The organism is Psychrobacter aquimaris (assembly GCF_016107525.1).
In the GTDB taxonomy this organism is placed as follows: domain Bacteria; phylum Pseudomonadota; class Gammaproteobacteria; order Pseudomonadales; family Moraxellaceae; genus Psychrobacter; species Psychrobacter aquimaris.
Window position 1 is genome coordinate 197452 of sequence record NZ_JABASR010000004.1, and the last position, 25449, is coordinate 222900.

22 protein-coding genes are annotated in these 25449 nt (G+C 43.5%); 7 read left to right on the forward strand and 15 right to left on the reverse strand.

Features of this window, described 5'->3' with window-relative positions; translation table 11 throughout:
- Positions 1–41: 41 nt before the first annotated feature.
- The 5 genes from JFC10_RS05350 to JFC10_RS05370 form a co-directional block, all read right to left on the reverse strand.
- A complete protein-coding gene (locus tag JFC10_RS05350) occupies positions 42–500 on the reverse strand; it encodes a SixA phosphatase family protein (RefSeq protein ID WP_198331992.1) in 459 nt (152 codons plus the stop codon).
- Positions 501–539: 39 nt separating this feature from the next.
- A complete protein-coding gene (locus tag JFC10_RS05355; RefSeq protein ID WP_198331993.1) occupies positions 540–1832 on the reverse strand; it encodes an NAD(P)H-dependent glycerol-3-phosphate dehydrogenase in 1293 nt (430 codons plus the stop codon).
- Positions 1833–1979: 147 nt separating this feature from the next.
- Positions 1980–2564, reverse strand: coding sequence for a nitroreductase family protein (locus JFC10_RS05360; protein WP_406947342.1), 585 nt, complete (start codon positions 2562–2564; stop codon positions 1980–1982).
- A 279-nt stretch (positions 2565–2843) separates the two neighbouring features.
- On the reverse strand, positions 2844–3944 hold the full coding sequence (zapE, locus tag JFC10_RS05365) for a cell division protein ZapE (protein ID WP_198331995.1): 1101 nt from the start codon (positions 3942–3944) through the stop codon (positions 2844–2846).
- Between the two features lie 128 nt (positions 3945–4072).
- Positions 4073–4732, reverse strand: a complete 660-nt coding sequence (locus JFC10_RS05370; protein ID WP_198331996.1) for an alpha/beta hydrolase — start codon at positions 4730–4732, stop codon at positions 4073–4075.
- 303 nt (positions 4733–5035) lie between these two features.
- On the opposite strand from JFC10_RS05370, the gene JFC10_RS05375 reads away from it, so the two are divergent.
- The 3 genes from JFC10_RS05375 to xseB all read left to right on the forward strand — a co-directional run bounded on the left by JFC10_RS05375 (position 5036) and on the right by xseB (position 7449).
- Complete coding sequence (locus JFC10_RS05375) at positions 5036–5404, forward strand: hypothetical protein (RefSeq protein WP_198331997.1); 369 nt, start codon at positions 5036–5038, stop codon at positions 5402–5404.
- Positions 5405–5605: 201 nt separating this feature from the next.
- Positions 5606–7120: an exodeoxyribonuclease VII large subunit gene (xseA, locus tag JFC10_RS05380; protein WP_198331998.1), complete on the forward strand. Its 1515-nt coding sequence runs from the start codon at positions 5606–5608 to the stop codon at positions 7118–7120.
- Between the two features lie 83 nt (positions 7121–7203).
- Positions 7204–7449: an exodeoxyribonuclease VII small subunit gene (xseB, locus tag JFC10_RS05385; protein WP_193011035.1), complete on the forward strand. Its 246-nt coding sequence runs from the start codon at positions 7204–7206 to the stop codon at positions 7447–7449.
- A gap of 7 nt (positions 7450–7456) precedes the next feature.
- Here xseB and pncB read toward each other — a convergent pair whose 3' ends face one another.
- From pncB to JFC10_RS05410, 5 genes are all read right to left on the reverse strand, one after another.
- Positions 7457–8698, reverse strand: a complete 1242-nt coding sequence (gene pncB / locus JFC10_RS05390) for a nicotinate phosphoribosyltransferase (RefSeq protein WP_198331999.1) — start codon at positions 8696–8698, stop codon at positions 7457–7459.
- A gap of 281 nt (positions 8699–8979) precedes the next feature.
- On the reverse strand, positions 8980–10794 hold the full coding sequence (gene msrAB / locus JFC10_RS05395) for a bifunctional peptide-methionine (S)-S-oxide reductase MsrA/peptide-methionine (R)-S-oxide reductase MsrB (RefSeq protein ID WP_227686001.1): 1815 nt from the start codon (positions 10792–10794) through the stop codon (positions 8980–8982).
- A 292-nt stretch (positions 10795–11086) separates the two neighbouring features.
- Positions 11087–11995, reverse strand: a complete 909-nt coding sequence (locus JFC10_RS05400) for an ATP-binding cassette domain-containing protein (protein ID WP_198332000.1) — start codon at positions 11993–11995, stop codon at positions 11087–11089.
- A 45-nt stretch (positions 11996–12040) separates the two neighbouring features.
- Positions 12041–13972: a glycine betaine ABC transporter substrate-binding protein gene (locus tag JFC10_RS05405; RefSeq protein ID WP_198332001.1), complete on the reverse strand. Its 1932-nt coding sequence runs from the start codon at positions 13970–13972 to the stop codon at positions 12041–12043.
- A gap of 367 nt (positions 13973–14339) precedes the next feature.
- Entirely contained in the window at positions 14340–15824 is a 1485-nt protein-coding gene (locus JFC10_RS05410) for a coniferyl aldehyde dehydrogenase (RefSeq protein ID WP_198332002.1), read from the reverse strand.
- Between the two features lie 430 nt (positions 15825–16254).
- On the opposite strand from JFC10_RS05410, the gene lipB reads away from it, so the two are divergent.
- The 3 genes from lipB to JFC10_RS05425 all read left to right on the forward strand — a co-directional run bounded on the left by lipB (position 16255) and on the right by JFC10_RS05425 (position 18462).
- Positions 16255–17094: a lipoyl(octanoyl) transferase LipB gene (gene lipB / locus JFC10_RS05415; RefSeq protein ID WP_198332003.1), complete on the forward strand. Its 840-nt coding sequence runs from the start codon at positions 16255–16257 to the stop codon at positions 17092–17094.
- A gap of 208 nt (positions 17095–17302) precedes the next feature.
- Positions 17303–17833, forward strand: a complete 531-nt coding sequence (locus JFC10_RS05420) for an inorganic diphosphatase (RefSeq protein WP_198332004.1) — start codon at positions 17303–17305, stop codon at positions 17831–17833.
- 161 nt (positions 17834–17994) lie between these two features.
- Complete coding sequence (locus JFC10_RS05425) at positions 17995–18462, forward strand: hypothetical protein (RefSeq protein ID WP_198332005.1); 468 nt, start codon at positions 17995–17997, stop codon at positions 18460–18462.
- A 207-nt stretch (positions 18463–18669) separates the two neighbouring features.
- Here the strand turns inward: JFC10_RS05425 and JFC10_RS05430 are convergent, their stop codons facing one another.
- The 3 genes from JFC10_RS05430 to JFC10_RS05440 form a co-directional block, all read right to left on the reverse strand.
- A complete protein-coding gene (locus JFC10_RS05430) occupies positions 18670–19524 on the reverse strand; it encodes a patatin-like phospholipase family protein (protein ID WP_198332006.1) in 855 nt (284 codons plus the stop codon).
- A gap of 81 nt (positions 19525–19605) precedes the next feature.
- Positions 19606–20376, reverse strand: a complete 771-nt coding sequence (gene truC / locus JFC10_RS05435; RefSeq protein ID WP_198332055.1) for a tRNA pseudouridine(65) synthase TruC — start codon at positions 20374–20376, stop codon at positions 19606–19608.
- Positions 20377–20679: 303 nt separating this feature from the next.
- Positions 20680–21567 carry an SDR family NAD(P)-dependent oxidoreductase gene (locus JFC10_RS05440; protein WP_193011045.1) on the reverse strand — a complete coding sequence of 296 codons (888 nt, stop codon included), beginning with the start codon at positions 21565–21567 and terminating at the stop codon, positions 20680–20682.
- A 189-nt stretch (positions 21568–21756) separates the two neighbouring features.
- Here JFC10_RS05440 and JFC10_RS05445 point away from each other — a divergent pair, with 189 nt between their 5' ends.
- A complete protein-coding gene (locus JFC10_RS05445; RefSeq protein WP_198332007.1) occupies positions 21757–22146 on the forward strand; it encodes a DUF1622 domain-containing protein in 390 nt (129 codons plus the stop codon).
- A gap of 51 nt (positions 22147–22197) precedes the next feature.
- Here the strand turns inward: JFC10_RS05445 and dusB are convergent, their stop codons facing one another.
- Together dusB and JFC10_RS05455 are read right to left on the reverse strand one after the other, a co-directional pair.
- Positions 22198–23229, reverse strand: coding sequence for a tRNA dihydrouridine synthase DusB (gene dusB / locus JFC10_RS05450; RefSeq protein ID WP_198332008.1), 1032 nt, complete (start codon positions 23227–23229; stop codon positions 22198–22200).
- Between the two features lie 121 nt (positions 23230–23350).
- Positions 23351–25396 carry a BCCT family transporter gene (locus JFC10_RS05455; RefSeq protein ID WP_198332009.1) on the reverse strand — a complete coding sequence of 682 codons (2046 nt, stop codon included), beginning with the start codon at positions 25394–25396 and terminating at the stop codon, positions 23351–23353.
- Between the last annotated feature and the right edge of the window lie 53 nt (positions 25397–25449).

Here is a 25449-nt window from a genome sequence, read left to right on the forward strand (position 1 = left end):
AGACTAAGCGTCAACAGGATCACTGACGATTCGACCTAATCTCAATACGGCTGCTCGGGCACAAAACGATCAATCTCTTTTGCCATACCTGCCATTACAAAGTCCATCTCAAACACTCTTGCTTCTGCAAGAGAAAATGATTCCGGATAATCACCAGTTAATAGGCCAGCGATATAAGCAACGATAGACATATGACACACCACGACCAGACTCTCAGCGTCAATATCCGCAATATCTATTAGCGCTTGACGCGCATCATCAGAAGGCGTGATATTTTCCTGTACGATTGCTGGAACCTCGGGCGCGCGCGATTGAAATGCTGCTAGCGTCTGCTGCGCCCTAACATAAGGGCTGACAACAAAATAATCAGGATGATAGTGAGTCATCACATACTCTGCCGTCTGCATTGCTTGCTGTTGACCAAAGTCAGTTAACTGGCGCGCGCTGTCTGGGCGCGACTCATCTTCTGCTTGACCATGACGTACTAGTATAATTTTCATAACCTTCCTTGGTGCACTACATTTATCATAACAATGACATTATTGATTGTCGGCATTATCGTCATCTTTGGCGCTGTCACTTGATGTTTTCATCTGCGCAGTCAGCGCCGCATTACTATGATCATGTGCCATCACAAATTCAACATCACTACGGAAGCCCGCTTCCATGAGATGTAACGCCACACCTAGTGCTGCTTTATCTTCATAAATGACCGCATACAACGCATGGGTAATAGGCATATAAATGCCTTCTTTGGTTGCTTTCTCATGCACTTGCTGAATGGTATTGACCCCTTCAGCCGTTTGACCAAGTTTTTTCACCGCGGCATCGATACTCATACCGCGACCGAGCATGTTACCGATACGATAGTTACGACTGAGCTCCGAGCTACAAGTGGCGTATAAATCACCAACACCTGACAACCCTAAGAAGGTAAGCGGGTTAGCGCCCGCCTCAACCCCAAAACGGCTCATCTCTGCCAAGGCACGAGTTAATATCATCGCCTTGGTATTTTCACCAACATCATAAGCCGCTGCCATTCCCATGGCAATCGCATAAATATTTTTTAGCGCACCGCCAAGCTCCACACCTTTGACATCATCACTGGCAAATACTCGAAAAAATGCACTATGTAACGCAGCTTGTACGGCATGGCGCAATGGCTCAGACTCACTGGCGATAACGGTAGCCGATGGCATGTTTTTCATGATTTCTATCGCAAGGTTTGGCCCCGACATGACACCAAAATTCACTTCAGGCAGCTCATCTTTAATAATGTCGCTCATCATGGCAAAAGTATCTTTTTCCATCCCTTTGGTCAATGACACAATAGACTGACCACTAACGAAAGGAGCAATATTCTTTAGGGTCTCCCGAAAAGCCAAACCCGGCACAGCAATAAAAATGATGTCTTTGTCTTTAACAGCTGCTGCCAAGTCATGGCTATATTTAAGGCGATCATCAAGCTTATAACCTGGTAAATATTTTTTATTGGTCTTCGTTTTTACCATCGCCTTTACCGTACGCTTGTTACGTACCCACAGCGTGGTATCACAGCCATTGCGTGCAGCCAAGTTTGCCATTGCTGTACCAAAACTACCACCGCCTAAAAACGCCAAACGTAGCTTGGTAGGATTACTGTGAATATCCGCCATATTTTTTGCCACTGCTGACTCTACTGCACTAGGATTGAGTTTTTTACGGCCAATACCCGATTTGGTAGCACGTTCGATGATACCTGCCAGCAGACTGTTTTGCTTTTCAGGTGCATTCATATCCATCTCAGTGTTATCGCTACTGATGTCTTTATTGCTATCATTAGGGCTGGTCATTTGCTGTTATCCGTATTGGCTGATTTATTATTAATAGAATTTATCATGATTTAGACGCTTAGACGCTTTGGGGTACTGAGGCTCTCTATCTTTTTATAAGGCAGTATTCGTTAAGCGAAAAGACTCAGTAAACAGCGCTTAGATATATTATGACTCAAATCGCAATAAAGACTCGATATCAATCGGTTTACGGGCGGGTTCATTTTTAGGACTGGTGCCAGTATAAACAAAAGCCGTGACATAATCATCTGGACCAACGTCAAAATATGATTTAACAGCGGGTTCGTTACACAGCAATCCCGTACGCCACACTGTACTAAAGCCTTGGGCTTTTAGCGCCAAAATCAGGTTTTGTACAGCCGCACCCGCACTTAGCATTTGTTCAAAAGGGGGGACTTTTTTATGCGCTTGTATTTTTGTGACAACCGTGATGATGACGGGCGCTCTTAATGGCATGGCCTGAGTTTTTGAGATGTCCTTTTCGGACAGCGTTTCGCCCTCTTGCATCGCTTTGGCTTGGGCCGCTGTGACCAAGGCATCCCCCAATTCATGACGGGCATCACCCTGCGTCACTATAAAACGCCATGGGCGCAGTTTTTTATGATCTGGCGCGGTCGCCGCACACTCAATCGCTGTTTCAATTTGGGCATGTGTGGGTGCTGGCGTGTCTAAATTTCCCATACTGCGCCTTGAGTTGATCCAGCCAATCATTTCTTCACTGGTAATCGGCATACTGTCTGTGGTGATGTCTTTGGTCGACAGTTTTTTATCATTTTCATCGGATGTAGTCATTACCGCTCCTTATTTATTATTATTTTTTATGCAAAAAACTAATGCTTTTATACTTTTTTTTGCTCTCAATACTGTCAAAAAACACGCCTTGCCGAACGCATGCTAGGGCGTGTGCTCAATTCAATCAATGAACATTTACCCTAGTATTGAGTGTGAGTGATTTGAATGGAAGACCATGAGCGTTTTAATCGACAACTTGTAGATTACCATCGGCTTTGATTATGCTGCATCATCGACCCGATGCTCCATGCGCAGATAATCCTCTGACTGCATCTCAAGCAAGCGCGAGCGTGTCCGTTCAATCTCAAACGCCAATTTCTCTCCTTGATATAGATCCAAAATCGACTGCTGTGCTCTAACCAGCAATTTAACACGGCGATCATAAAACTCATCAACCAGATAAATAAACCGACGGGTCGGATCACGTAAGTCATCATCTAAGGCGGGCACGGCATTGACCAATACTGTGCTGAACTGCTTAGCGATTTCAATGAAATCAGACGCAGAACGCGGCTCCATACATAAATGACGGAAATCACAGAATAAAATATCTTCAGTGCGAGCATTTATTCTGATTTCGCGGCCATTAATCGTAATTGGCTCATTACTGATTTTTTGGTTATTAGATAAGCTGGCAAAACGGTTGGCTAACCAATGGTGATTCGCTTTCGTCATTGGCGATTCATATAGCTCTGCCTGCTGCAATACGCGCAAACGATAGTCGATACCAGAATCGATATTCATCACCGTAGTATGACGCTCCACTTCAGCGATAGCGGGCATAAAACGGTCACGATGTAAGCCGTCTTTATACAATCCTGATGGCTCAATATTTGAGGTGGCAACCAAAGTAATACCACGATTGAACAGCATGGTAAACAAATCACCTAAAATCATGGCATCAGAGACGTTAGAAACAAAGAATTCATCGAAACAGATAATAATCGCTTCTGCATGAATAATGTCGGCGACTTTTTCTAACGGATCGCTCTCACCTTGTAGCTTGTTTAGCTCTTGATGGACGCGCTGCATGAAATGATGAAAATGCAGACGCATCTTGCGATCAATGGTCAATGAATCATAAAACATATCCATCATCCATGTTTTACCACGACCTACCCCTCCCCACATATACAAACCCGTTGGCGCTGTCGGCTTAGACTTTAAAAAGCTAAAAAAGCCTTTCTTCTGTGGCGCACTATTGATGAGCTGATGATGTATCTCATCAAGATAGCTCATGGCCTTAAATTGCTGCTCATCTCGAGTAAATTCGTCCGTACTGACGGCTTGCTCGTAACGTTGCAATGGAGATAAACTCATAATACGACTCATCATTAGACAAAATAAATAGTAAGGTAATGGTTGATTCTGCATGAACTCATCAAAGTAAAACGATCAGAGCTCATGACTTGATAGCGGGCTTCTATCCTAATATTACTAGGTAATAACTAAGAGTCGCTACCAAAAGTATGCTGTTCCAATAAACTTTTTAGCTCTGATAGACGTCCATGAAAAAAATGCCCTGCACCATCCACGATGCTGACAGCAATCCCTAATCGCTCCGCAAATGCTTGCATATTATCAGGGTCAATCACTTCATCAGCATTGCCATAAATCTCAAAAGTTTTATCGGCTGGTAAGCTTATATTACTGCTGTCGTTTTTTTCAACGGATGGCGCAATAAGAGCGATTTTAGTAATCTCAAAATCGTCTAGCCCCCAAATATGAGAGGCTTCAAGCACCTGTTCAGCCACCCGTGCTGTCACATAACCGCCAAAAGAGAAACCACCCAACCATAACTTGCGCGCATTGGTTTGCTCTGCAATCCATTGTAGCACGGTCATTGCATCTACGACTTCACCATCCGCATAATCGTGCTCGCCAGTCGACTGCCCGACACCGCGAAAGTTAAAGCGTACCACGTGCATACCATTATCACGAGCAAAGCGATACATCGTCGTCACCACTTTATTATTCATCGTACCATCGAATAACGGATTGGGATGACACAATAACGCCACTGTATCGGTATTTGGATCGTTAGGATTGTCTTGTTGCCAAAGCGCGTCGACTTCGAGCACACCAGCAGGAGCAGGAATTAATGGCATAAAATTACTTATTGGTTAAAAATGAATAGGTCAATTATCCTAGATATGGTTTATATTTCAAGTGATTTGCTGTTTCACAGTGCAGCTTATTTTCATTTTCACTCATAATACGTAAATAGCGCCTATGAATATGTGAGGTCTCTGCAATACCGCACACAATAACCGACTAGACACCCCAGAGCCGAATAGGTTAGATTCATCATAGTTGTTGAGCCACATTTGGATCGATACGTACATGGCATACCATCAACTTTGTTTTGATATTCAACTTTGCGTATGACTGACAGACATTAGGAATCGTTTATGAATACTATTAATAAAACCGCAACACTGACTGCTACTTTAGCGGCAGCACTCGCCCTCAGTGCTTGCCAAACTACCCCTTCATCACCAGTTATCCAACGCGCCAACTCTATTTATGAGACGACTGGTATCGCCGATAGCAAAGTAAAAGCACAGCAAAATGCGATAGACAGCGCACAAAAGACTTGCAGAAGTAAGCAAGTTATCATTGTCGATGACAAAGTCACTTATAACGGTATTTTAGATGAACGTACTGGCCGTATGGTTGGACAAGCGGGTGCGGTTATCGGCTCAATCTTTGGTACTGGCTCGCCAGACTTATCACGTGACGACGATTACGAGTATACAATCAACTTTCGTTGCCAATAAAATAATCATTATTTCATAAAGCACTTATTATCTCATAAAGCATTTAGCCAATCAGTCAGCGATAAGAATATATTAATCGCTGACTTATTGGCTTCTCTTTTTGTGTGGTCGCTTTTGGGGTAAACTATCCTTTCTGATTTTTTATGAATCTTACTCTATAAACAGCCAGTTTTTAAGCTTCCTCACTTTTGGTCTATTATTATGCGCAAACCTAACCTGTCAAATATTAAACCAGCTAAAGTCTTAGCACCTGCTAAAGATTTAGCGACCTTGGAGGCCGAGTTAGCTGAACAAGAAAATAGTCTCGAAGTCAATTTAGAAGATACCGTTCTGCGGCTGAGTGACTATTTGTCAGCCGTTGATATGGTTATCAAGCAAACCTTTAACCACCGTGTATGGGTGAAAGCCGAGATTCGCAACCTATCGAGCAAGGGCGGGCATTATTACTTTGAGCTGGCAGAAAAAGATGACGACGGCAAAGTTATCGCTAGCTGCCGTGGTAATCTCTGGCGCTTTAAAGCGGCGCGGGTATTAGCAAAATTTGAGCGCGCAACGGGTATGCCGCTTGACCGTGATTTAACGGTATTGCTTAAAGTATCGGCAGGCTTTCACGCACAGTATGGATTCTCCCTCACCATTGAAGATATCGACCCTAGCTACACGTTAGGCGACTTGGCACGGCAATACGCAGAGATGGTCGATCGCTTGACGGGAGAAGGTTTATTAACCCTTAATCAACAGCTACCTGTTCCATTTGATATTGAGCATGTGCTGGTCATCGCCCCTGAAAAAGCCGCTGGATTGGGCGACTTTCAAGCCGACGCTGATCGCTTAGCACGCACAGGTGCCTGTCATTTCCATTATCATAACGCTACCTTTCAGGGCAATCATGCACCAAGCGAAATCCGTCAAGCTATCGTCAGCGCCCAGCAACAGTTTTACGACACTTATGAGCGTCTACCAGACTTATTGGTGATTATTCGTGGCGGCGGTGCAGTCGGTGATTTGGCGTATCTCAACGATTATGAGCTGGCAGCTCTCGTTGCCGAGCAGCCCATCCCTGTCTGGGTTGGCATTGGTCACGAGCGTGATAAAGTGATTTTAGATGAAGTGGCGCATACTAGCTTTGATACGCCGTCAAAAGTGATTGCCGCTATCATGACGCATTTAGCCCAATTGGTCTCTCAAACGCTGCAATACCAAGCGCAAATCAAACAAGCAGCACGGCGTCAATTAAGCACCGCTGAGCAACAAACGACACGCCAGTTAAGCCAAATACAATCACAAACGATTGGTCAATTAACGGCTCTGCAAAAAGACAGTGATTACGCGTGGCGTAGTATTCAGCAAAGTGCCCAGCGACAGGTGAAACAAGCTGCTAGACTCACCAGCGAGCTACGCACAAAAACTCAAGCGTCTGCCTATCAGCAGTTAGCAGTGGCTGCTAGCGACAGTCAAAATAACCAAAAAATGATTATGCATTCGGCACAGCAGCAGTTAATACAAGCACAGCGTGATAGCGAACATCTGCGTGATATTGTGCTCCTACACCGTCCTTCTCGGGTGCTCAAGCAAGGCTATACCATGCTTACTGACGCAAAAGACAAGCAGATACTGACCAGCAGTACGCAGCTCCATCCAGAGCAAACGGTGCACATCCTCTTAAAGGACGGTAAAGCAAAAGCACAGATTATTGACGTAAATATGAATCACTAGGGCGTGTCCTCAATTCAAATTAATCAAGTATTATCTAGCCATTCCTCCTCTTCTAACCGTTATTTTAAAAACTAGGAAACCTTATGACAACCTCTACTCGCCGACGCAAAAAAGCCGCCCCAAAAACCTTTAAGGCGGCTTATGATATTCTAAAAACCAATGCCGCTGAATTGCAGCAACAAGATGAGCCAGATATTGATAATCTGATGACAACGGTTGAAGAGTCGATTGCTGCCTATCGCGTTTGCGAAACCCGCATCAATGCAGTACAGCAAGCACTAGATGCAGCCTTCGCTGAAGAAGATAAAACCGAAAGTAGCGACAGTTAAACAAGCTCTATTCAGGTTCATCAACCTCAAATACTTGGCGCAAATAGGCAAGATATGTATCATTATTGATCATGGTCTTGCCTGGACTGTCTGACAGTTTAGCGACCGGCTGCCCATTGCATTCAACCAATTTTAAGACGATATTTATCGGGGTGATACCCATGTCATTGGTGAGGTTGGTACCAATACCAAAACTGGTCTTTATTTGACCTTTAAAATACTGATGTAAATCCCAAGCCTTATTCAAATCCAAACCATCACTAAAAGTCAAAATCTTCGTTCTTGGGTCTATTTTAAGCTTTTTATAATGAGCAATCGCCTTATCACCCCAGATATACGGGTCACCACTATCATGACGCAAACCATCAAACAGCTTGGCAAAATACAAATCAAAATCGCGTAAAAACGCATCCATGCCAACGACATCAGTCAGTGCAATACCCAAATCGCCGCGATACTCATGTACCCATGCTTCAAGCGCCGCTGTTTGTGAATTCCGCAAACGCACATCCAAAGCCTGAAATGCCTGCATAAACTCATGTGCCATCGTACCGATTGGCGTCATGCCGAGTTTTTTTGCTAAATAAACATTGGAAGTGCCGCTCACTATTTTTGGTTCAGCTTTATGCAGGGTCTCAACCACATGGGCTTGCCAAGCTTTGCTAAAACGTCTACGAGTACCAAAATCAGCGATAATTAATGGCGGGGTATTAGCATCACATTTTGCCTGCTCTGTCGCATATTGATGCAACAATGTGACTTTTTCATCCAATCTACGCTGCCCTTCTTCAATCACACTGGCATTTGATAGCGCATCAAAATATAGCTCATTAACGATCGCGAGTACAAATACTTCAAAGAACATCGCTTGAATCATCGGCCCTTCGATATCGATAAATAAGCGACCTTTATCATCCGTACTGACGGTAATAAAACGACGTTTCAACTTAAACAATTCTAGATAGTCAACGAAGTCTGAGCGCATAAACCGCAAACCACGTAAGTATTCTAGTTCATCCTCTAAAAATCGCAATTCACATAAATTGTCTAGTTGCTGCTCTAGCGCCTCTTTAATATCAGCCAATGGATACAGCGCGTCTTTGTTATTACGACAGCGAAAGCGATAAACACCATGTGTCTGTGGAAACTGATGCAGCATGGCTTGCAACATCGTAAATTTGTATAAATCATTATCAAGTAAAGACGTAATAATAGGTTCAAAAGGTTTAGAGGTATGAGTAACGGTCATGTTACAGCCTTAAATACAAAAATGAAAAGCCGCCAAACAAATCCAGCGACGAAATAGGTATACGTAACCATAAAGGTGTTAATAATAGAAAACTCTCAGCTTTTGAGTATAACGAAGTTTGGTTGGTTTTTCATAATTCAACGGCTATAACAGCAAAAATATAACGATAATAAAAAGAACCCGTGTGCTGTGATAGTATTTATACTCAATGCATAAACTATAAAAAAGACGCTAAGAATCATCTTAACGTCTTTTTTATAGTCGATTATCAATATTAATAATTAAGGTTTTGCAGGCTTAACCAACTTCACTAATGGCGCATAGCCTGACTGCGGCATCACATCGACAGGGATAAACTGTAGCGCCCCACCATTGATACAATAGCGCAGACCGCCACGATCTTTTGGCCCATCTGGGAATACGTGACCCAGATGTGAGTCTGCTACTCGCGAACGAACTTCAGTACGTACCATATTAAAGGCGGTATCTTCATGCTGAGTAATGACTTGCATATCAATCGGCTTGGTAAAGCTTGGCCAACCACAACCAGACTGGTATTTATCGGTTGATAAGAACAGTGGCTCACCACTCACCACGTCGACATATATACCTGGCGCAAACAAGTTATCATATTCATGACTAAAGGCGCGCTCAGTACCAGCATCTTGCGTGATATTATACTGGGCTTTGGTCAATGTATTTTTTAATGCACCTTTATCAAATCCCGCATAACGCTTAGGGTTTAAGGTCTCAGCAACCGTGCTCACAGGCGCAAGCTTGGTACGTGCGGCGCCTTCTGGCTTATCATCAGCCAAACTTAAATCAACATGACAATAGCCGTTTGGATTTTTTGCCAGATAATCTTGATGATACATTTCAGCTAAGTAGAAATTGTCTAGCGGCTCATTTTCTACCACAACTTTTTGTTTATACTGGCTTTGCACGCGCTTGAGTGCGGCATCAATCACTGCTTTATCTTCTTTATCAGTGTAATAAACACCTGAGCGGTACTGCACACCGCGATCATTGCCTTGTTTGTTAAGGCTGGTTGGATCAATCACGCGGAAGTAGTATTTTAAGATAGTATCAAGGTCTGTTTTGTCCGCATCGTAAGTGACTTTGACGGCTTCGGCATGACCTGAGCCACGAATCACTTGCTCGTAGCTTGGATTGGCAGTATCGCCATTGGCATAGCCTGATACTGCATCGACGACACCCTCGACGCGCTCCATATAAGCTTCTACGCCCCAAAAACAGCCACCTGCCAAATAGATTGAGCGCGTATTAATCGCTTTGCCTTTATCATTATAATAAACGCCATCTTTTTGTTTGATGGTCTCAATTTTACTGTTGTTGTCTAATGTTTGCGCGTTTGCTGGTTTAGCACTACCTGCTTTAAGCTCAGCAAAATCATTATTGGCATTTTCAGCGAGGGCGTAGGCTTGCTCTGCCGATATATTACCTTTTACCAAATGCACCAAGTTACCGCTTTTATCGAGTATCGCCCAACTTGGATAAACTTGCACGCCAAGCTTATTAATCAGCTCGCCTGAAGCGTCAGACAATACTGGTAACTTTGGATAGTCAGCTTGGACGCCTGCATACCAAGTGCTAAAGTCGTTATCGGCTTTTTCGTTTAGATGACCGGGACTGACAACAGTAACGACATTTAAATCAGCGAACTTGGGATCGGTGCGCCATTCTTCGGTTTCTGCCAACGTACCCAAGCATAATGGGCACCAGCTTGCCCAAAATTTAATCAATGTCGGTTTATTAGGATCAATGACTGCTGTGCCCGTATCACCTAAGCCTTTTGTTAATTGTGGCAGTGCTTGCATTTGTCCAAGCATATCAGAGGGCAGCATGTCACGTGAGCTAGTCACACCACTGTTTTGCTTGGCTGATTTAGTACTGCTACTTGCATTGCTCTCCGCACTACTCATTTGTCCACAAGCGACTAATATGCCAGCGCTCAGCACTGTCGTTACACCAACAGCACTGACGTTCTTCAACCAACGTGATGAATCAGGTGATGAGCCTGTCGCTAACTTATTAATCTTACTACGACTATTATGACGAATTTTCTTATGCGGCATGAGAGGTCCTTTTTACGAAGTCTTACGATCATGAACTGAGTTTGTGTGCTCGCTAATGGTCTTCTTACGTGATCAATGAGAGTGGATAAATCGAGATTTTAGCAAAGCTGACACACTATTAGAGTATCTTAACAGTATACATTGATGACGGAGTTTACTTTAATAGTAACTAACGGGTTACTACACTTTTTTAACAACAGTGTAAGAATGACGATATAGACAGAAATCTGTCATTTTGCAGGTGCAATTTATAAAACAGCATTTTATAAAACAACATCGTGTTATTTTTAAATTAAATTTTGGCACGCATAAATTGAGCCACATAATCATCAGCGGGGTTATGGCGCAACTCACTGGGTGTATCCGTTTGTACCAAACGCCCGCCATTTAAAATACTAATACGCTGACCGACCTTAATCGCTTCATCGATATCATGAGTGATAAAGACGATGGTTTTGTTTAGCCGTGCTTGTAGCTCAAGTAGTTGGTCTTGTAATTGGGCACGAATGAGGGGATCAAGAGCAGAGAAAGCCTCGTCCATCAGCAATATCGGATTATCAGTTGCCAAGGCACGCGCCAGCCCCACACGCTGCTGCATCCCTCCTGACAGCTCATCAGGGTAGCTTTTATCCAAATTTGATAGCCCAACTTCATTGAGCCAGTGCCGAGCAACCTCGTGACGTTCTTTGAGACTCATTTTTCGCACCCGCAAACCGTAAGCGACGTTTTGCATCACTGTCATATGTGGCACCAAACCAAAATGCTGAAAAACCATACTGATTGTCTGCTGGCGATAATGCTGTAGCGCTTTATCATTTAGCTCTAAAATATTGATAGCAGACGATGATTTTCCATTTTCTAATAAATCAGTCGAGGATTTGGCATTAGTGGAGGGCTTAGTATTAGTAGACGGCTTCGCATTAATAGAAGTATCAACCCATATTTTACCGCTAGTTGGGTCAATCAAACGATTGATATGGCGTATCAAGGTTGATTTCCCTGAACCTGATAAGCCCATAATACAATGCAGCTCACCTGCTTTAACGCTTAAATTGATATCATAAAGCCCGACCGAATAGCCTGTTTGTTCCTTTACCTGAATACTATCCATACCTTCTGCTAGTAATGCCAATGCAGAACTTGCTTGCGAGCTACTGGCATTATAAATCTTGCTGATATTTTCCAATTGAATATGATTCATGATGGCTCTCATTTTTATTTTTCTAGTTATTATTATGATTAATAGTTAACCAATGGGATGTCTGCCAGCATCGATGGTTTTTTGCCGAGCACGCTTACCTTGACCGAACGCTTGCGTAATGCGGTCAATGATAATGGCAACGATGACAATCGCCGTGCCTGCTTGCAAGCCCTGACCGATATTAAGCGTTTGAATCGATTGCAATACATCTTCGCCAAGCCCCGGTGCGCCAATCATAGAGGCGAGTACCACCATAGAGAGCGACATCATCACCGCTTGATTCACGCCCGCCATAATACTAGGTAATGCTTGCGGCAATTTAATCCAAATGAGTAGCTGCAAGTGCGTACTACCGAACGAGCGCCCTGCTTCGACCATCTCGTGATTGACTTGAGTAATCCCCAATGTCGTTAGCCGAATCAGTGGTGGCAAGGCATAAATAATGGTGGCAAATAACGCAGGCACTTTACCAATCCCAAATAACATCAATACAGGTATCAAATAGACAAAACTTGGCATGGTCTGCATCACATCCAGTATCGGCGTCACAACCTTGCGAAGGATTTGACTACCTGACATAGCAATACCCATAGGAATACCAATCACCACCGTAACCAACACAGATACGATGAGCAATGCAAAGGTATCAATCAGTGCGCCCCACAGTCCAAATGCGCCAATTAAAAACAGTCCTACGCCGCATGCCAGCGCAAACCATATTTTGCGGACACCAAACCATGCTAATACGGTTACCAGCGCAATAATGAGCCAAGGCGGCATAACGGTTAATAGACGCTCAATGGGTAACAATAGATAGGTTAACGCCATGGTACTGATGCTACGAAACACATCGCCATAATTTTGGACGACGCTTGATAATGTATTATTAAGCGGCGTCTCAAGTGACCAAGAAGGAAAACTTGATAATGGGGTTAGTCGGTTAGCACTAGAGGCAGTTGTATCAGCAGTGATAGCAGCGCCCGTTAAGCTAATGCCTAACTTAGCAGCAAGGTTAGTGGCTGCTTCATCAGACAACCATGCTTGCCAAACATCAGGATTATTACGTAGAAACTCGACTGCTTGTTCATCGCCGCTACGCTTATTCTCATCCATCTCTAAAATTGCGCCGTTAAGCTGATCAGGGGTGAACTGCACTTTTGCAAAAGCATCCGATAACTCAGGGTTATCAGTAGCAAACTGTCTAGATACCGCGATAGCTAAAGGCGAAACCGCAAAGTCGCTCACGCAATCGGAAGTGCCATTCGCGACCAGTAGATCTTGCCAACAGGCATCGTCATAAGCTGGAAAGTCCAACTCTGCAAAGTCATATTTGGCGATAAGACCAGTCGGCTGCCAGTAATAGAATAATAACGGCTTACGTTGCTCAAAGGCGGAAGCAATCTCGGCGTTAAGCGCAGCGCCTGTGCCAGGTTGCACATTATTAAAGGTGCTATCTAAACCAGTATTTTTAAGTAAACGCGTATTAAATACCTCACAGGACCAACCGGTAGGACAATTAATAAAGCGTGATCTATCTGGGTCTTCAGGATCTTTAAACAGCTCAGCATATTTAGGTAAGTCTTGATAGCTTCGTAAGCCAGGATTATCATCTATTACATATTGCGGGACGTACCAGCCTTGAGTGGCCCCGCCTTTTAGCGTATCGCCAATGATATCTATCTTGCCATCTGCTATGTCTTTTTCCATAGCGGGAGAACGTCCGTCCCAACGTTCACTGACTACTTGGATATCATTTTGTGCTAGCGCACTGTTGAGTGCTGGATCGGCGCCTGGTACTTCTTCAGTCGTGCAGCCATAGCCACCTTCAGCGATGTATTTGAGGATGCCTGTGCTAAATTGCCCGCTCTCCCATGTCAACGCGCCAAACTTGATCGGGCTCTCACATTCTGCGGACGCTGATAAAGGAAATAACAACGAACTTATCAATAATAAGCTTAATGCAATCCATTGGCGCATAGGATATCCTATTCATGATTTTATTATTAATAATTAACGCTTAGCTCAATCATACTGATACTTGAAACCAAGCATGTATTGCTTATAACTCATTTAATCGTTGATAACTTATTCAGTCGCTCATGACGAAGCGGTGTATTCATCTAAAATTAATGTGGCTATCGTTTAGGCTTACTACAAAGTGTAGCGATTTATAGACAAGATGACAAATGCTCATTAATTTTTTATGGCTTACTTTTATACAAAAAAATAGCATCTACCTCGGTAGATGCTATTTTTAACGTTGCTGCTATGATTACTCAAAACGACCAAATACGCTTTCTTGCTTGAATAAAAGCGACTTCAACTTTGCCCGCTTTAGCATTCGTTATTTTAAAAACATTGCCATAGCCTTTTTAAATAACCCGCCATAAGGTGGCAACAACAAGTTCAATCCATTCAACTTGGATTGTACAAATACTGGTTTCATATGGCTTAGCCGCTCGAATCCCGCTTTGCCATGGTAAGCACCAGTCCCTGAGTCGCCAACCCCGCCAAACGGTAAGTCATGCTGGGCAACATGTATCAGCACTTCATTAATACATAGGCCACCAGAGACCGTCTTGTTACGTACTTTTTCTAGGCCGCTATAATTATCACCAAAAACGTATAGTGCTAGTGGGCGTGGTCGCTTATTGACAAACTGAATCGCGTCATCTAATGTCTCGTAATGCATTAATGGCAAAATCGGTGCAAAAATCTCGTCCTGCATCACGTCACTGTCAGGGGCAGGTTCACTCACGATAACGGGTGGCATTAGACGCGTTTCGATATTAGCATCAGCATTAGTAAGCTTATGTATCTCATCGCCCGATAGCGCATCTAGATAGCCTTTAACACGCTTAAACTGCTCACCATTGATGATGCGTGAGTAGTCTGGATTATTCTCAATATTTGGATAGTGCTTTTCCATCCACTCTTTCGCCAAACGGATAAACTCTTGATGATATTGGCGCTGAATCAGTACATAATCAGGTGCAATACAGGTCTGACCAGCGTTCAGCGTTTTGCCCATCATCACTCGATTGACCACAGACTCTAAGTTTGCATCATCTAATACAATTACTGGTGACTTACCACCTAGCTCAAGCGTCACTGGCGTCAGATTAGGTGCGGCAGCAGCCATCACCTTTTTACCCACAGCAGTAGAGCCTGTATACAGCAGATGATCAAAAGGCAACTTACTAAAAGCGACGGCGATGTCTACTTCACCCAGTACCACACAAATCATGTCTGGTGAAAAATAACGGGCAATCGCACTGGCGAATGCTTGGGCGAACTGCGGTGCCGCTTCACTCATCTTGATCATAATTCTGTTGCCAGCAGTGAGTGCATCAATCATTGGCCCTACTGCTAAAAATAGTGGATAATTCCAAGGCACCATAATACCAACCACGCCCAATGGTTGAGGCTGAATTTCATTATGCGCTGGCATATACAACGCTGAAATAGAAGCGCGCTGGACTTTCATCCATTTTTTACCATGCTTTTTGGCATGGCTGATACCCGTAAAGCTAGGAAACAACTCGGCAAACTGGGTCTCTGATTCGCTACGATAACCAAAGTCGGCACTGATCGCTTTGGCGAAACTGGCTTGGTTATCGCTCAGCATAACCTCTAGACTGTCTAGTTGGGTTTCACGGGTGGCCCAGTCATTGATTGGCTGCGTGCGACTGAGTGTTTGTAAGCGTGAAAATTGCGCTTGCATTTCATCAACCGTATTGGCAATGCTAGGCTTTTTAGGCGCTTTTTGCTGCAACATATCCGTGTCGATTGAGGTTTGCTCATTCATGTTTTGATTATTATCTGTCATTTATCTTCCTTGTCACATGCGTTGGAGTCAATATTCTATATTGGGTTAGAGACTCTGTATTTCTAGTCACTGGATGACATCAATGCTAACCCCTGAATATAAGTAATGCGATTCCATTCATTACACTTTAATGTAGCGCATCAACCAATCAATGAACAGCACCTTAAGTTGATTACTGCGTCTGTATGGCATAAGTGTCTGCCAACATTCATAGCGATGCTAGGAATTTTATTTTAAGTGCTAAAGACTTGTCCTTATTATGGCTACTTCTCTAGGGCATTTACCAGTGTTTTAATTGTTGGATTTTACAGTGTGACAAGAGATAATCTTGGGTACCAATCTCAAAAACTGCTACACTCACTATCGATATCAATACTTAACATCAGCGATAAACATCTTTGAACCAGATAACCATAAGACTGTGACTCTCATGCAAAATAACACGCAACAGCTTAATGACACACTGATCAGCAAATCTCTAGCAGCAGCCGATTACGTTCCTACTCTCGATGCGATGCTAGCACGTACTCTCGCACGTATTGACTTAAAAAAACAGCAAGGACTGCGCACACCTGATGAATTATGGATCGTCGATCACAATGATGTCTATACTTTAGGGCAAGCAGGTAAAGAAGAGCACATCTTACAACGCACCAATACACCTATTATAAAAACTGATCGCGGTGGTCAAGTGACATGGCATGGTCACGGGCAGCTGGTCATTTATTGGTTGTTCGATTTGAATAGCTTGGGCTGGAGTGTGCGCAACTTGGTCTCGCATGCCGAGCAAGCAATCGAAGATGTCATTAATGACTGTTTGCAAAACTCTTCTCCATCAGACCCTACAACCATTAGCGCCCATGCGCGCCGTGATGCACCCGGCGTTTATCTATATGCTGATACTTCTGCAGCAGATGACAGTGACGATGCCGATGCACCAGTCAACAGCACCTCCCTCGATGATAAAATCATGCTAGGGAAAATGGCATCACTAGGCTTCAAAATTAAACATGGATTTAGCTATCATGGTATCGCGATTAATTTAAATTGTGATTTGTCCGCATTTAATGCCATTAATCCTTGCGGTTATGCGGGTATGCAAATGTTACGCCTGTCTGATTTCGTGGATATGCAAAAAGAGTCAGAGGCTCACACCACTCAGCCAATAAGCGATTTATTAAGCTATGAGGTGGTTACTCAAAAGCTTATTGATAATATTGCTAAGCGTCATGCCGGACTCATTGAGCTACGAGCACTCGCGCCCAAATGAGTTCTTTGAGTCCAGTTTTGCATAATCTTTTTTTGCATAATATCGTGCACGCTTAGACTTAAGCATTGTGAGAAAATTTGAGTCAAACTTGTTATAATCGCAGACGGCACGAATTGGGCACAGTGATAATATCGCCATGCCGCGACGTTATCCTTTTATCATCACTTATTATTCAAACACTTAAAACAAAAGCAAATTGGAGCACTTTATGGCAGATTTTAATAAAATTTTAGATGCAGGCGACGTAGACGGCGGCATTATCAACGTAGTAGTAGAAATCCCAGCTGGTAGCAGCCATAAAATTGAGTGGAATCGCGAGTTGGCTGTGTTCGAGCTTGATCGTATTGATCCACAGATTTTTGCCAAGCCTTGCAACTATGGCTTTATCCCGCAAACGCTTGACGAAGATGGTGATGAGCTTGATGTCTTATTGCTGACTGAGCAGCCGCTACCAACGGGTATTTTCCTAAAGGCCAAAGTCATTGGTGTGATGAAGTTCGTTGATGATGGCGAAGTCGATGACAAGATCGTTGTCGTACCTGCTGATGACCGTGATACAGGTAATGCTTATAACAGCTTAGATGATCTACCAAAACAGCTGATCAACCAGTTAGAGTTCCATTTCAGCCACTATAAAGACCTGAAAAAACCAGGTACGACTGTGGTCGAGTCTTGGGGTGATGTCGCAGAAGCGAAAGAAGTCATCAAAGAATCTATCCAACGCTGGAAAGACCTATAACCTATCAAAAATTGGCAGAAATGTTGATAAAGGATAGATATTAAAAGACCGCAGTCATTGTTATGATTGCGGTCTTTTTTTGCTTGAATATTACTGCTGTAAAATGGTTATAATAATCAACACTATCGATGCCTATTTTTCATATCGCTATAAGGACAGTCATGTTTAACCCCGACCCTAGCTCAAAACCAGTCAATCCAAAGCTGCCAAAAGCGGTCATCATGATGATCGAAAAAAACAATTTAGTGATGGCGATCAAGACTTTGGCGGCCGATGAAAACATTAGCATGGATGAAGCCAAAAATAGGATTGATGCCTATGAGACACAACTAAAGGTGAAGCAGCAGCAAAAACTCAACACTATTGCCAGCAAGCAAGGCATTCCTAACCATGCTATTAGCTTTGATAGAGAGCAAGATGCTGAGGATGAGACTGGACAACTGATAAAAAATCGCGTCAAAACGACTAAGCAGAGTCGAGGATTCAAGAGCCTACAAAATGGGGTGGACAGCCAGCTTAATGATTTAGGATATAAAAAACCGCTGATGCCCTACTGGCTAAAGCGGCTGTTGGTTATTGCAATTCTTATGGCCGGACTATTTTGGATATTGTGGCGGGTGTTTGGCTAAATAAAAAAGGATACTGAAGTGCTATATTTTCTATAGCCTGTTTTAAGTAGTTCCATTATGTTGATCTATTTTGAATGATCTATAAATATATTTAAACATGTCATAAGCTAGGTCCATTAGGGTATACCTAATGAGGTGGTTTCCAATTAAGGCTTATTAGCTTGTTCTAACAATATTGACATCGGTTTTTCTAGAACATTCCCTAGATTAAAGCTTACGCCAATCTTCAATCGCTTTGTATCCAGCTTCTAGTCCTACATCATAGCTATAACGGATTTTGGCTTTATTTTTGGATAATCGACTCGCCATGTTTTTTAAGTCGGGTGGACAAATCTCTAAAATTTTCTGTGATGATGGAGTCTGTAAAAATTGTACCGAGTCGTTATAGCGTTGGGTTCGTGTCAACAAGCTTTGGGCAAAACCATGTCGTTGCTTAGTATAATATTTAGCCAATAGCTGATCGCCTTTACTGCTTGCTTTAGAGTAATGTTGAGGGCGAGTACGTATGATCATGAGCTTATCAACACACTCTTGCCCAGCTGCCCACTGTACAGGCAAAGCATCTGCCACACCACCATCAAAATAAGGCTCACCAAATATCTCGACCGCTTGGCGGGTCAGCACTGGGATAGAGCTTGATGCCCTTAATCCATCCAAAATATTGTCTTTAGCCGCTTTGATGTAGGTCGCTTCTCCTGAGATAGCATGTGTTAACACCATGTAGAACTCAGCATGATTGGCAAATAATTGTGCCTGATTCAGTGGATATTCTTGCTCCACCATATCCCACATCCACTTTAAATCCAGTAAGTCACCGCCTCTAAGGAAACGGCCATAGTGGATAAATTCAGATCGAAGGGAGTGATCCAAGTAAATATGCAGGGTGCGACCTTGTTGTGCTGCCAAATAGTTAGCAACGTTAGTTGAACCTGAAGAGACGCCCACACAAAGATCAAAAGGATTAAATTGTTGTTGTAAAAAGGCGTCTAAGACACCGCTGCTAAATGCGCCACGCATGCCGCCGCCTTCAACCACCAGTGCTTGTCGATGTTGTTTAAGCATTGAAAACCTCGAATGACGCTCGCAAAGTATACCTACAAGTACACAAAACGAGGGGATAAAAAATATTTAGAAATAAATAGCTCAATCTTTAGCGCTGTCTACCCAAGAAAACTCTTCTAAGATACGCATCCATTGGTCGTCTAATTTCGCTTTTAGTAATAATGGCTCACCAGTGACGGGATGGCTGAGCGCTAAAGTCTGAGCATGCAACAGCATGCGCGTACAGTCATAGTGAGTACGAAAAAATCGTGTGTGCCTTATATCACCGTGGCTGGTATCACCCACGATATGATGGAATACATGTCGCATGTGCCGACGCAGCTGATGCTTGCGCCCAGTTTCGGGTGTCAAGCGCACAAGACTATAGCGGCTCGTGTCATGCTTTTTTGATACGGCAAATGGTAGCTCAATTTGTGCCAAACTTTGCCAATGAGTCACCGCCTCTTGAGCGGGTTTGTCCAAATCGGCAAACTTATCGGCGATGGCATCGGGTTGAAAGCTCAACGCATAATCAATGGTGCCTTGTTCTGACATATAGCCACGCACCACGGCTAAATATTGCTTGGTAACTCTGTGTTCAGTAAAAGCCTCGGTCAGGCTGCGCGCCACGGCTGGGCTCTTGGCAAACAACAACACACCTGATGTAGGCTTGTCTAATCTATGCACCGGAAATACATGACAACCTACCGCATCACGGGTGAGTTGCATGGCAAAGCGCGTCTCGCCTTTATCCAGCCAACTGCGATGCACCAATAGACCAGCCTCTTTATTAATCGCCACCAAAAATTCATCTTCATAGATTATTTCTATTTGATTAGCGATTTGATTGGCGGTACCGCTTTCGATATCCATGTTTTCCTTACCCATACTTTAGATACTATAATTATATATCTGCTGTCTTTTGTATATGTCTTTTTTATCGTACCTGTAGTGGCATAATAAATTTAGACTATGTTTTAGAAAAAATACGCCGTACACCAATGAATAGTAATTTGAATCCACTATATGTTAGTAAGTTTGACGATCGCAAATACATACCCAAAAGAACACCACCATCCTACCCATTTATATGATTATTTATAATTTTTGAAACATTAAAAAAGGATACCGCAGCATCCTTTTTGTATTTTAACTCAAGGCTAATAAAGCCATATTCTAATGATGTTCACCCGGTAGAATTCTTGCAAAGGCACGTTGAGCAAGGTTTGGCTTTTTATCAGCAGTCAGTCCAGCGCGGGTGCTTGGGAAAATACGATAACCCATCGATTGAATGCCAACGTTGATCGCTGGTGCTAATGAATAAGTGGCTGATGCAAATTTACCCATGTTGCTGGCAATACTGTTTGGTTTATGAACAATCGCTTTTGCAACCATCATAGCCGCTTCATCAGGCATAAGCGCAGGCATATAGCGGTATAACTTAGTAGGCTCAATCATAGGCGTGCGTACCAATGGCATAAAGATATTGGTAATCGTGACGTTATCGCCTTTTACTTCGGCAGCTAAGCAGCGACTAAAAGCATCCAATGCTGATTTCGATGCGACATAAGCGGCAAAACGTGGACTGTTTGCCAGTACGCCAATAGACGAGATATTAACAATTTGACCAGTCTGACGCTCAATCATCGTCGGCAAAAACCCAAGAACTATTTTAACGGCGCCAAAGTAATTGATATCCATGGTACGCTCAAAATCATGGAAACGATCAATAGACTCGTGAACCGAGCGCCGAATTGAGCGACCAGCATTATTTACTAAAACATCAACATGACCAAAATCTGCTAAAATTTGTTCACCAACTGTTTCAATCTCATTCATATTGGTCAAATCACAAGGATAATAACTGGCCTTGCCACCAAGCTCCTCGATACTTTCTTTAACAGCTTTTAATTTGTCTTCGGTACGTGCCAATAAGATAACATGCGCACCGCACTCACTGAGTAAATACGCTGTACGCTCACCAATACCGCTTGATGCCCCTGTGATAATGATATGCTTATCTTTGACCGCTTTGTTTATTGCTTTTTTTGAGGGATTGGCCATAAAAAATCCTTTTTGTTGGTTCTATGCCTATGAATGTTTGGTTATAGCATAGCAAAAAAGCATGGCTTGAAGTGAAGAAAACAGCCGACTCAGCCAGATACTTTGGCGATTATAAGGATTAATAAAGGTATAATCGTAGCATTGCTCAAACTTACGCTTTTCACCAAGCATGGATAAGGAGTATCTATTTTGATTGCAACTTTAGCTCATTACATTGATTTAATTGCCAAGATAGTCGAAGTCATTGGCGTACTTATTATATTTTTTGGACTTCTTTTTGCTTTTTATCGAGGGGTTCGCTTAACCGGTGGTTTTAACCACAAGACCTATATCGAAATCAGACAAACTGTAGGTAAATCTATTTTATTAGGATTAGAAGTCCTCATCGCCGCTGATATTATGGCGACTGTCGTCACAGAGCCGACGTTACGCAGCGTCCTAGTACTAGGTTTTATCGTACTCATTCGGACTTTTTTGAGCTTGTCACTACAAGTAGAATTAGAAGGTAAATTTCCTTGGCAAAACAAAAATACAGCACTCAAACAAGAACCAAAGACCGCTCAAGTGGACGAGCTTTAAAGACTTTTTAATTATTTAACAGGCGCTTAGCATGAACCGTCTGCTCACTCACTATTCGTGCGCCTGCAAAAAATCTTCGACCACGCGAAACTGTCCAGCGGTGCTTTCCTCACCATACATCGCTTGGCGAAAAGCGTTCGAATTTGGAATGCCTGTCGTATACCAAGCAATGTGCTTGCGAGCGATACGGCAACCTGAATACTCGCCATAAAAGTCATATAACTCTTGCAAATGCGCCAGTACGATCTCTTTTATCTCACTGACACTAGGTGCATCCAGACGCTCGCTAGTACGCAAAAAATGCTCGATATCGCGAAATATCCATGGCTGACCTTGAGCAGCCCGACCAATCATCACAGCATCACAGCCTGTTAACTCATAAACACGCTGTGCTTTTTGCGCACTATCGATATCGCCATTAGCAATGACTGGAATGTTGATGCTTTCTTTGACTTCGCGTATCAGCTCGTAACGCGCCTCGCCAGTATACATGTCCTCGCGCGTACGCCCATGAATGGCAATGGCGGCAATGCCTGCTTGCTCTGCCCGCTTGGCCACTCGTAAGATGTTTTCACGACCATTCTCAAACCCCAATCGTGTCTTTAGCGTGACAGGTGCATCGACCGCGTTGACAGCCGCATCGAGCAAACGCGCGACCAAATCCTCATCTTGTAGCAGCGCAGAACCTGCCAGCTTACGACAAACCTTTTTGGCAGGACAGCCCATATTGATATCGATAATCTGCGCGCCATTATCAATCTGATAACGAGCCGCTTCAGCCAATTTATCAGGCTCAGCCCCCGCAATTTGCGCTGAAATGGGCGCGATCTCATTGTCGAAATTGGCACGATATAGGGATTTTTTGCGCGCATAAAGGGCCGTATCAGCGATAATCATTTCACTGACCGCATGACCTGCGCCAAATGATTTACACAGTCGACGAAAAGGATTGTCCGTCACGCCAGCCATAGGAGCAACCATGAGACGGTTTTCAATCGTTAGACCACCTATGTTCAATGGCTGCAACAATGGATGGTCAGACAAAGTCGAGGACGAAGGTAAAATGGGAGAATCAATAGACATAAAAAAACGGCTTGATTTGTAAGGAAAACAAGCCGTTATTCTAAGGATTCCTGCGTTTATTGCAAGCGATTAACGTGAATAGCTTGCATAAGCAATACTCATTTTTAATACAGTCAATGCATTATTTATCAAGCACACTGCCCTGCTCTAGTGTGATGTCATCATCATGCTCTTGCATGCGCCACGGTAGACTATCAGGTGATACATTAAGGAAATGTAAATACTTCTCGAACTGATCGATGATGTCATTAATCACTGATTCAGATTTGTAGCCATATAAATCATAGGTTTGACCACCACGGCGTAGATACACCTCAGCACGGTGATGGTGCTCTTGCGGCAAGGTATCTGCACTGTCTTCTGTATAATAATCTGGTACATCGTGTTCAGATAAGCGCACCTCATACCAAAATTCGACATCGTCGCCACGTTGCAACTCAAGCACCGCACGGTTATTGACCGCGTCGTAGTTGACCTCAGTCGTCCAACCTGTTTCTGCAAATTTAGACGACACTTCCATCATCGAAGGCATAATTACTTCTTTGATATAACTTAGAACCTTATCACGCGTCGGTTTATCAGTCATATAATCAATACGCTCACGCCATGCAGACGGTTTGAGCAAATGCGGCGGTAGTCTGTTGTCATTACCAAGGCTCTGATTGCGATGTCCCTCGATACGCAGCGCACGCCACATGCCAAACATTGAAATAAGAATGATAATCGCAAAAGGTAGCGCACTGACAATAGCCGCCGTTTGAAGCGCCGTTAGGCCACCTGCAATCAGTAGTACTGCGGCAACAGCACCTTCGGTTACCACCCAAAAGCTGCGCTGCCACCATGGTGTATCACTGCGACCACCCGCCGCTAGCGAATCGATCACCAATGAGCCAGAATCCGACGACGTCACAAAAAAAGTAATGATTAATAAAATAGTCAATGACGACACAAATTCAGTAAACGGTAAGTTTTCTAATAGCTTAAACAAGGCAATCGCTTGATTGTCCTGTACGTCACCGATTAGCGAGGTATAACCATCTACCATGATCATATGTAGCGCAGTATCGCCAAACACGGCAAACCAGAAGAACGTAAAGAAAGTCGGTACGAGCATCACACCCAGTACAAACTCACGGATGGTACGACCACGGCTGATCTTAGCAATAAACAGACCCACAAAAGGTGCCCATGCAATCGTCCATGCAAAGATAAACAATGTCCAGCTGCCGATCCAATCACTATTTTCGTACGCTTGTAAGCTAAAGGTACGCTCGACAATATTACCCAAATAACTGCCAGTATTTTCCATAAAGGCGTTCAGAATAAAGATGGTCGGGCCCACAATAAACACAAACAACATCAGCGCAGTCGCCAATACCATATTTAATATAGACAAGCGTTTTACGCCCTTATCCATCCCTGCCAATACCGATACTAGTGCCGCTGCTGTCACCAATGCAATGGCAATCACCTGTACGGTCGTATTCACTGGGATCAGATCTGGTAACAGATAGTTGAGTCCTGCATTGATTTGCGATACTGACAATCCCAAACTGGTGGCAATACCGAACATCGTGCCCAATATCGCAAACACATCGACCGTATGCCCGATAGGACCATAAATTTTGTCACCGATAATCGGATAGAGTGTCGAACGTATTGATAACGGTAGACCATGACGAAAAGCAAAGTATGCCAGTGATAAACCCACCACACCGTAAATCGCCCAAATATGAAAACCCCAGTGAAAATATGCAATTTGCATCGCCTCTTTTGCAGCCGCGATCGTCTGCGGATCGGACATTGGCGGACTGGAAAAATGCATTACTGGCTCGGCAACCCCGTAGAATAGTAAAGCAATACCGTAACCTGCCGAAAAAAGCATGGCAAACCACTCGAGGAATTTATACTCCGCCTCAGCATGATCAGGCCCCAGCTTGATACTGCCATAAGACGAAAACGCCAATACAATAATAAACATTAAAAATAACGCCACTGCCAGCATATAAAACCAGCCGAACGTCTGGGTCGTGAAGCTAAGCACATCACTGAACAGAGCGCCCGCTGCATCAGGGTTGATCGCAGTGCCGATGACCAACAACAGCATAATGACCGCTGCAGGTATAAAGACCGGCAATAAAATAGTTGAGCGTGAACCGTTACTCATAAGCAGTGGTATCCTCAAAGCCAAAGAAATAGGTGATAAAAATGATATCCCTG

Excerpts from the sequence above, each read along its gene's own strand:
- JFC10_RS05350 (WP_198331992.1), bottom strand. The coding sequence starts at position 500 with ATGAAAATTATACTAGTACGTCATGGTCAAGCAGAAGATGAGTCGCGC.
- JFC10_RS05355 (WP_198331993.1), bottom strand. The coding sequence starts at position 1,832 with ATGACCAGCCCTAATGATAGCAATAAAGACATCAGTAGCGATAACACT.
- JFC10_RS05360 (WP_406947342.1), bottom strand. The coding sequence starts at position 2,564 with ATGCCGATTACCAGTGAAGAAATGATTGGCTGGATCAACTCAAGGCGC.
- zapE (WP_198331995.1), bottom strand. The coding sequence starts at position 3,944 with ATGAGTTTATCTCCATTGCAACGTTACGAGCAAGCCGTCAGTACGGAC.
- JFC10_RS05370 (WP_198331996.1), bottom strand. The coding sequence starts at position 4,732 with ATGCCATTAATTCCTGCTCCTGCTGGTGTGCTCGAAGTCGACGCGCTT.
- JFC10_RS05375 (WP_198331997.1), top strand. The coding sequence starts at position 5,036 with ATGAATACTATTAATAAAACCGCAACACTGACTGCTACTTTAGCGGCA.
- xseA (WP_198331998.1), top strand. The coding sequence starts at position 5,606 with ATGCGCAAACCTAACCTGTCAAATATTAAACCAGCTAAAGTCTTAGCA.
- xseB (WP_193011035.1), top strand. The coding sequence starts at position 7,204 with ATGACAACCTCTACTCGCCGACGCAAAAAAGCCGCCCCAAAAACCTTT.
- pncB (WP_198331999.1), bottom strand. The coding sequence starts at position 8,698 with ATGACCGTTACTCATACCTCTAAACCTTTTGAACCTATTATTACGTCT.
- msrAB (WP_227686001.1), bottom strand. The coding sequence starts at position 10,794 with ATGCCGCATAAGAAAATTCGTCATAATAGTCGTAGTAAGATTAATAAG.
- JFC10_RS05400 (WP_198332000.1), bottom strand. The coding sequence starts at position 11,995 with ATGAATCATATTCAATTGGAAAATATCAGCAAGATTTATAATGCCAGT.
- JFC10_RS05405 (WP_198332001.1), bottom strand. The coding sequence starts at position 13,972 with ATGCGCCAATGGATTGCATTAAGCTTATTATTGATAAGTTCGTTGTTA.
- JFC10_RS05410 (WP_198332002.1), bottom strand. The coding sequence starts at position 15,824 with ATGACAGATAATAATCAAAACATGAATGAGCAAACCTCAATCGACACG.
- lipB (WP_198332003.1), top strand. The coding sequence starts at position 16,255 with ATGCAAAATAACACGCAACAGCTTAATGACACACTGATCAGCAAATCT.
- JFC10_RS05420 (WP_198332004.1), top strand. The coding sequence starts at position 17,303 with ATGGCAGATTTTAATAAAATTTTAGATGCAGGCGACGTAGACGGCGGC.
- JFC10_RS05425 (WP_198332005.1), top strand. The coding sequence starts at position 17,995 with ATGTTTAACCCCGACCCTAGCTCAAAACCAGTCAATCCAAAGCTGCCA.
- JFC10_RS05430 (WP_198332006.1), bottom strand. The coding sequence starts at position 19,524 with ATGCTTAAACAACATCGACAAGCACTGGTGGTTGAAGGCGGCGGCATG.
- truC (WP_198332055.1), bottom strand. The coding sequence starts at position 20,376 with ATGGATATCGAAAGCGGTACCGCCAATCAAATCGCTAATCAAATAGAA.
- JFC10_RS05440 (WP_193011045.1), bottom strand. The coding sequence starts at position 21,567 with ATGGCCAATCCCTCAAAAAAAGCAATAAACAAAGCGGTCAAAGATAAG.
- dusB (WP_198332008.1), bottom strand. The coding sequence starts at position 23,229 with ATGTCTATTGATTCTCCCATTTTACCTTCGTCCTCGACTTTGTCTGAC.
- JFC10_RS05455 (WP_198332009.1), bottom strand. The coding sequence starts at position 25,396 with ATGAGTAACGGTTCACGCTCAACTATTTTATTGCCGGTCTTTATACCT.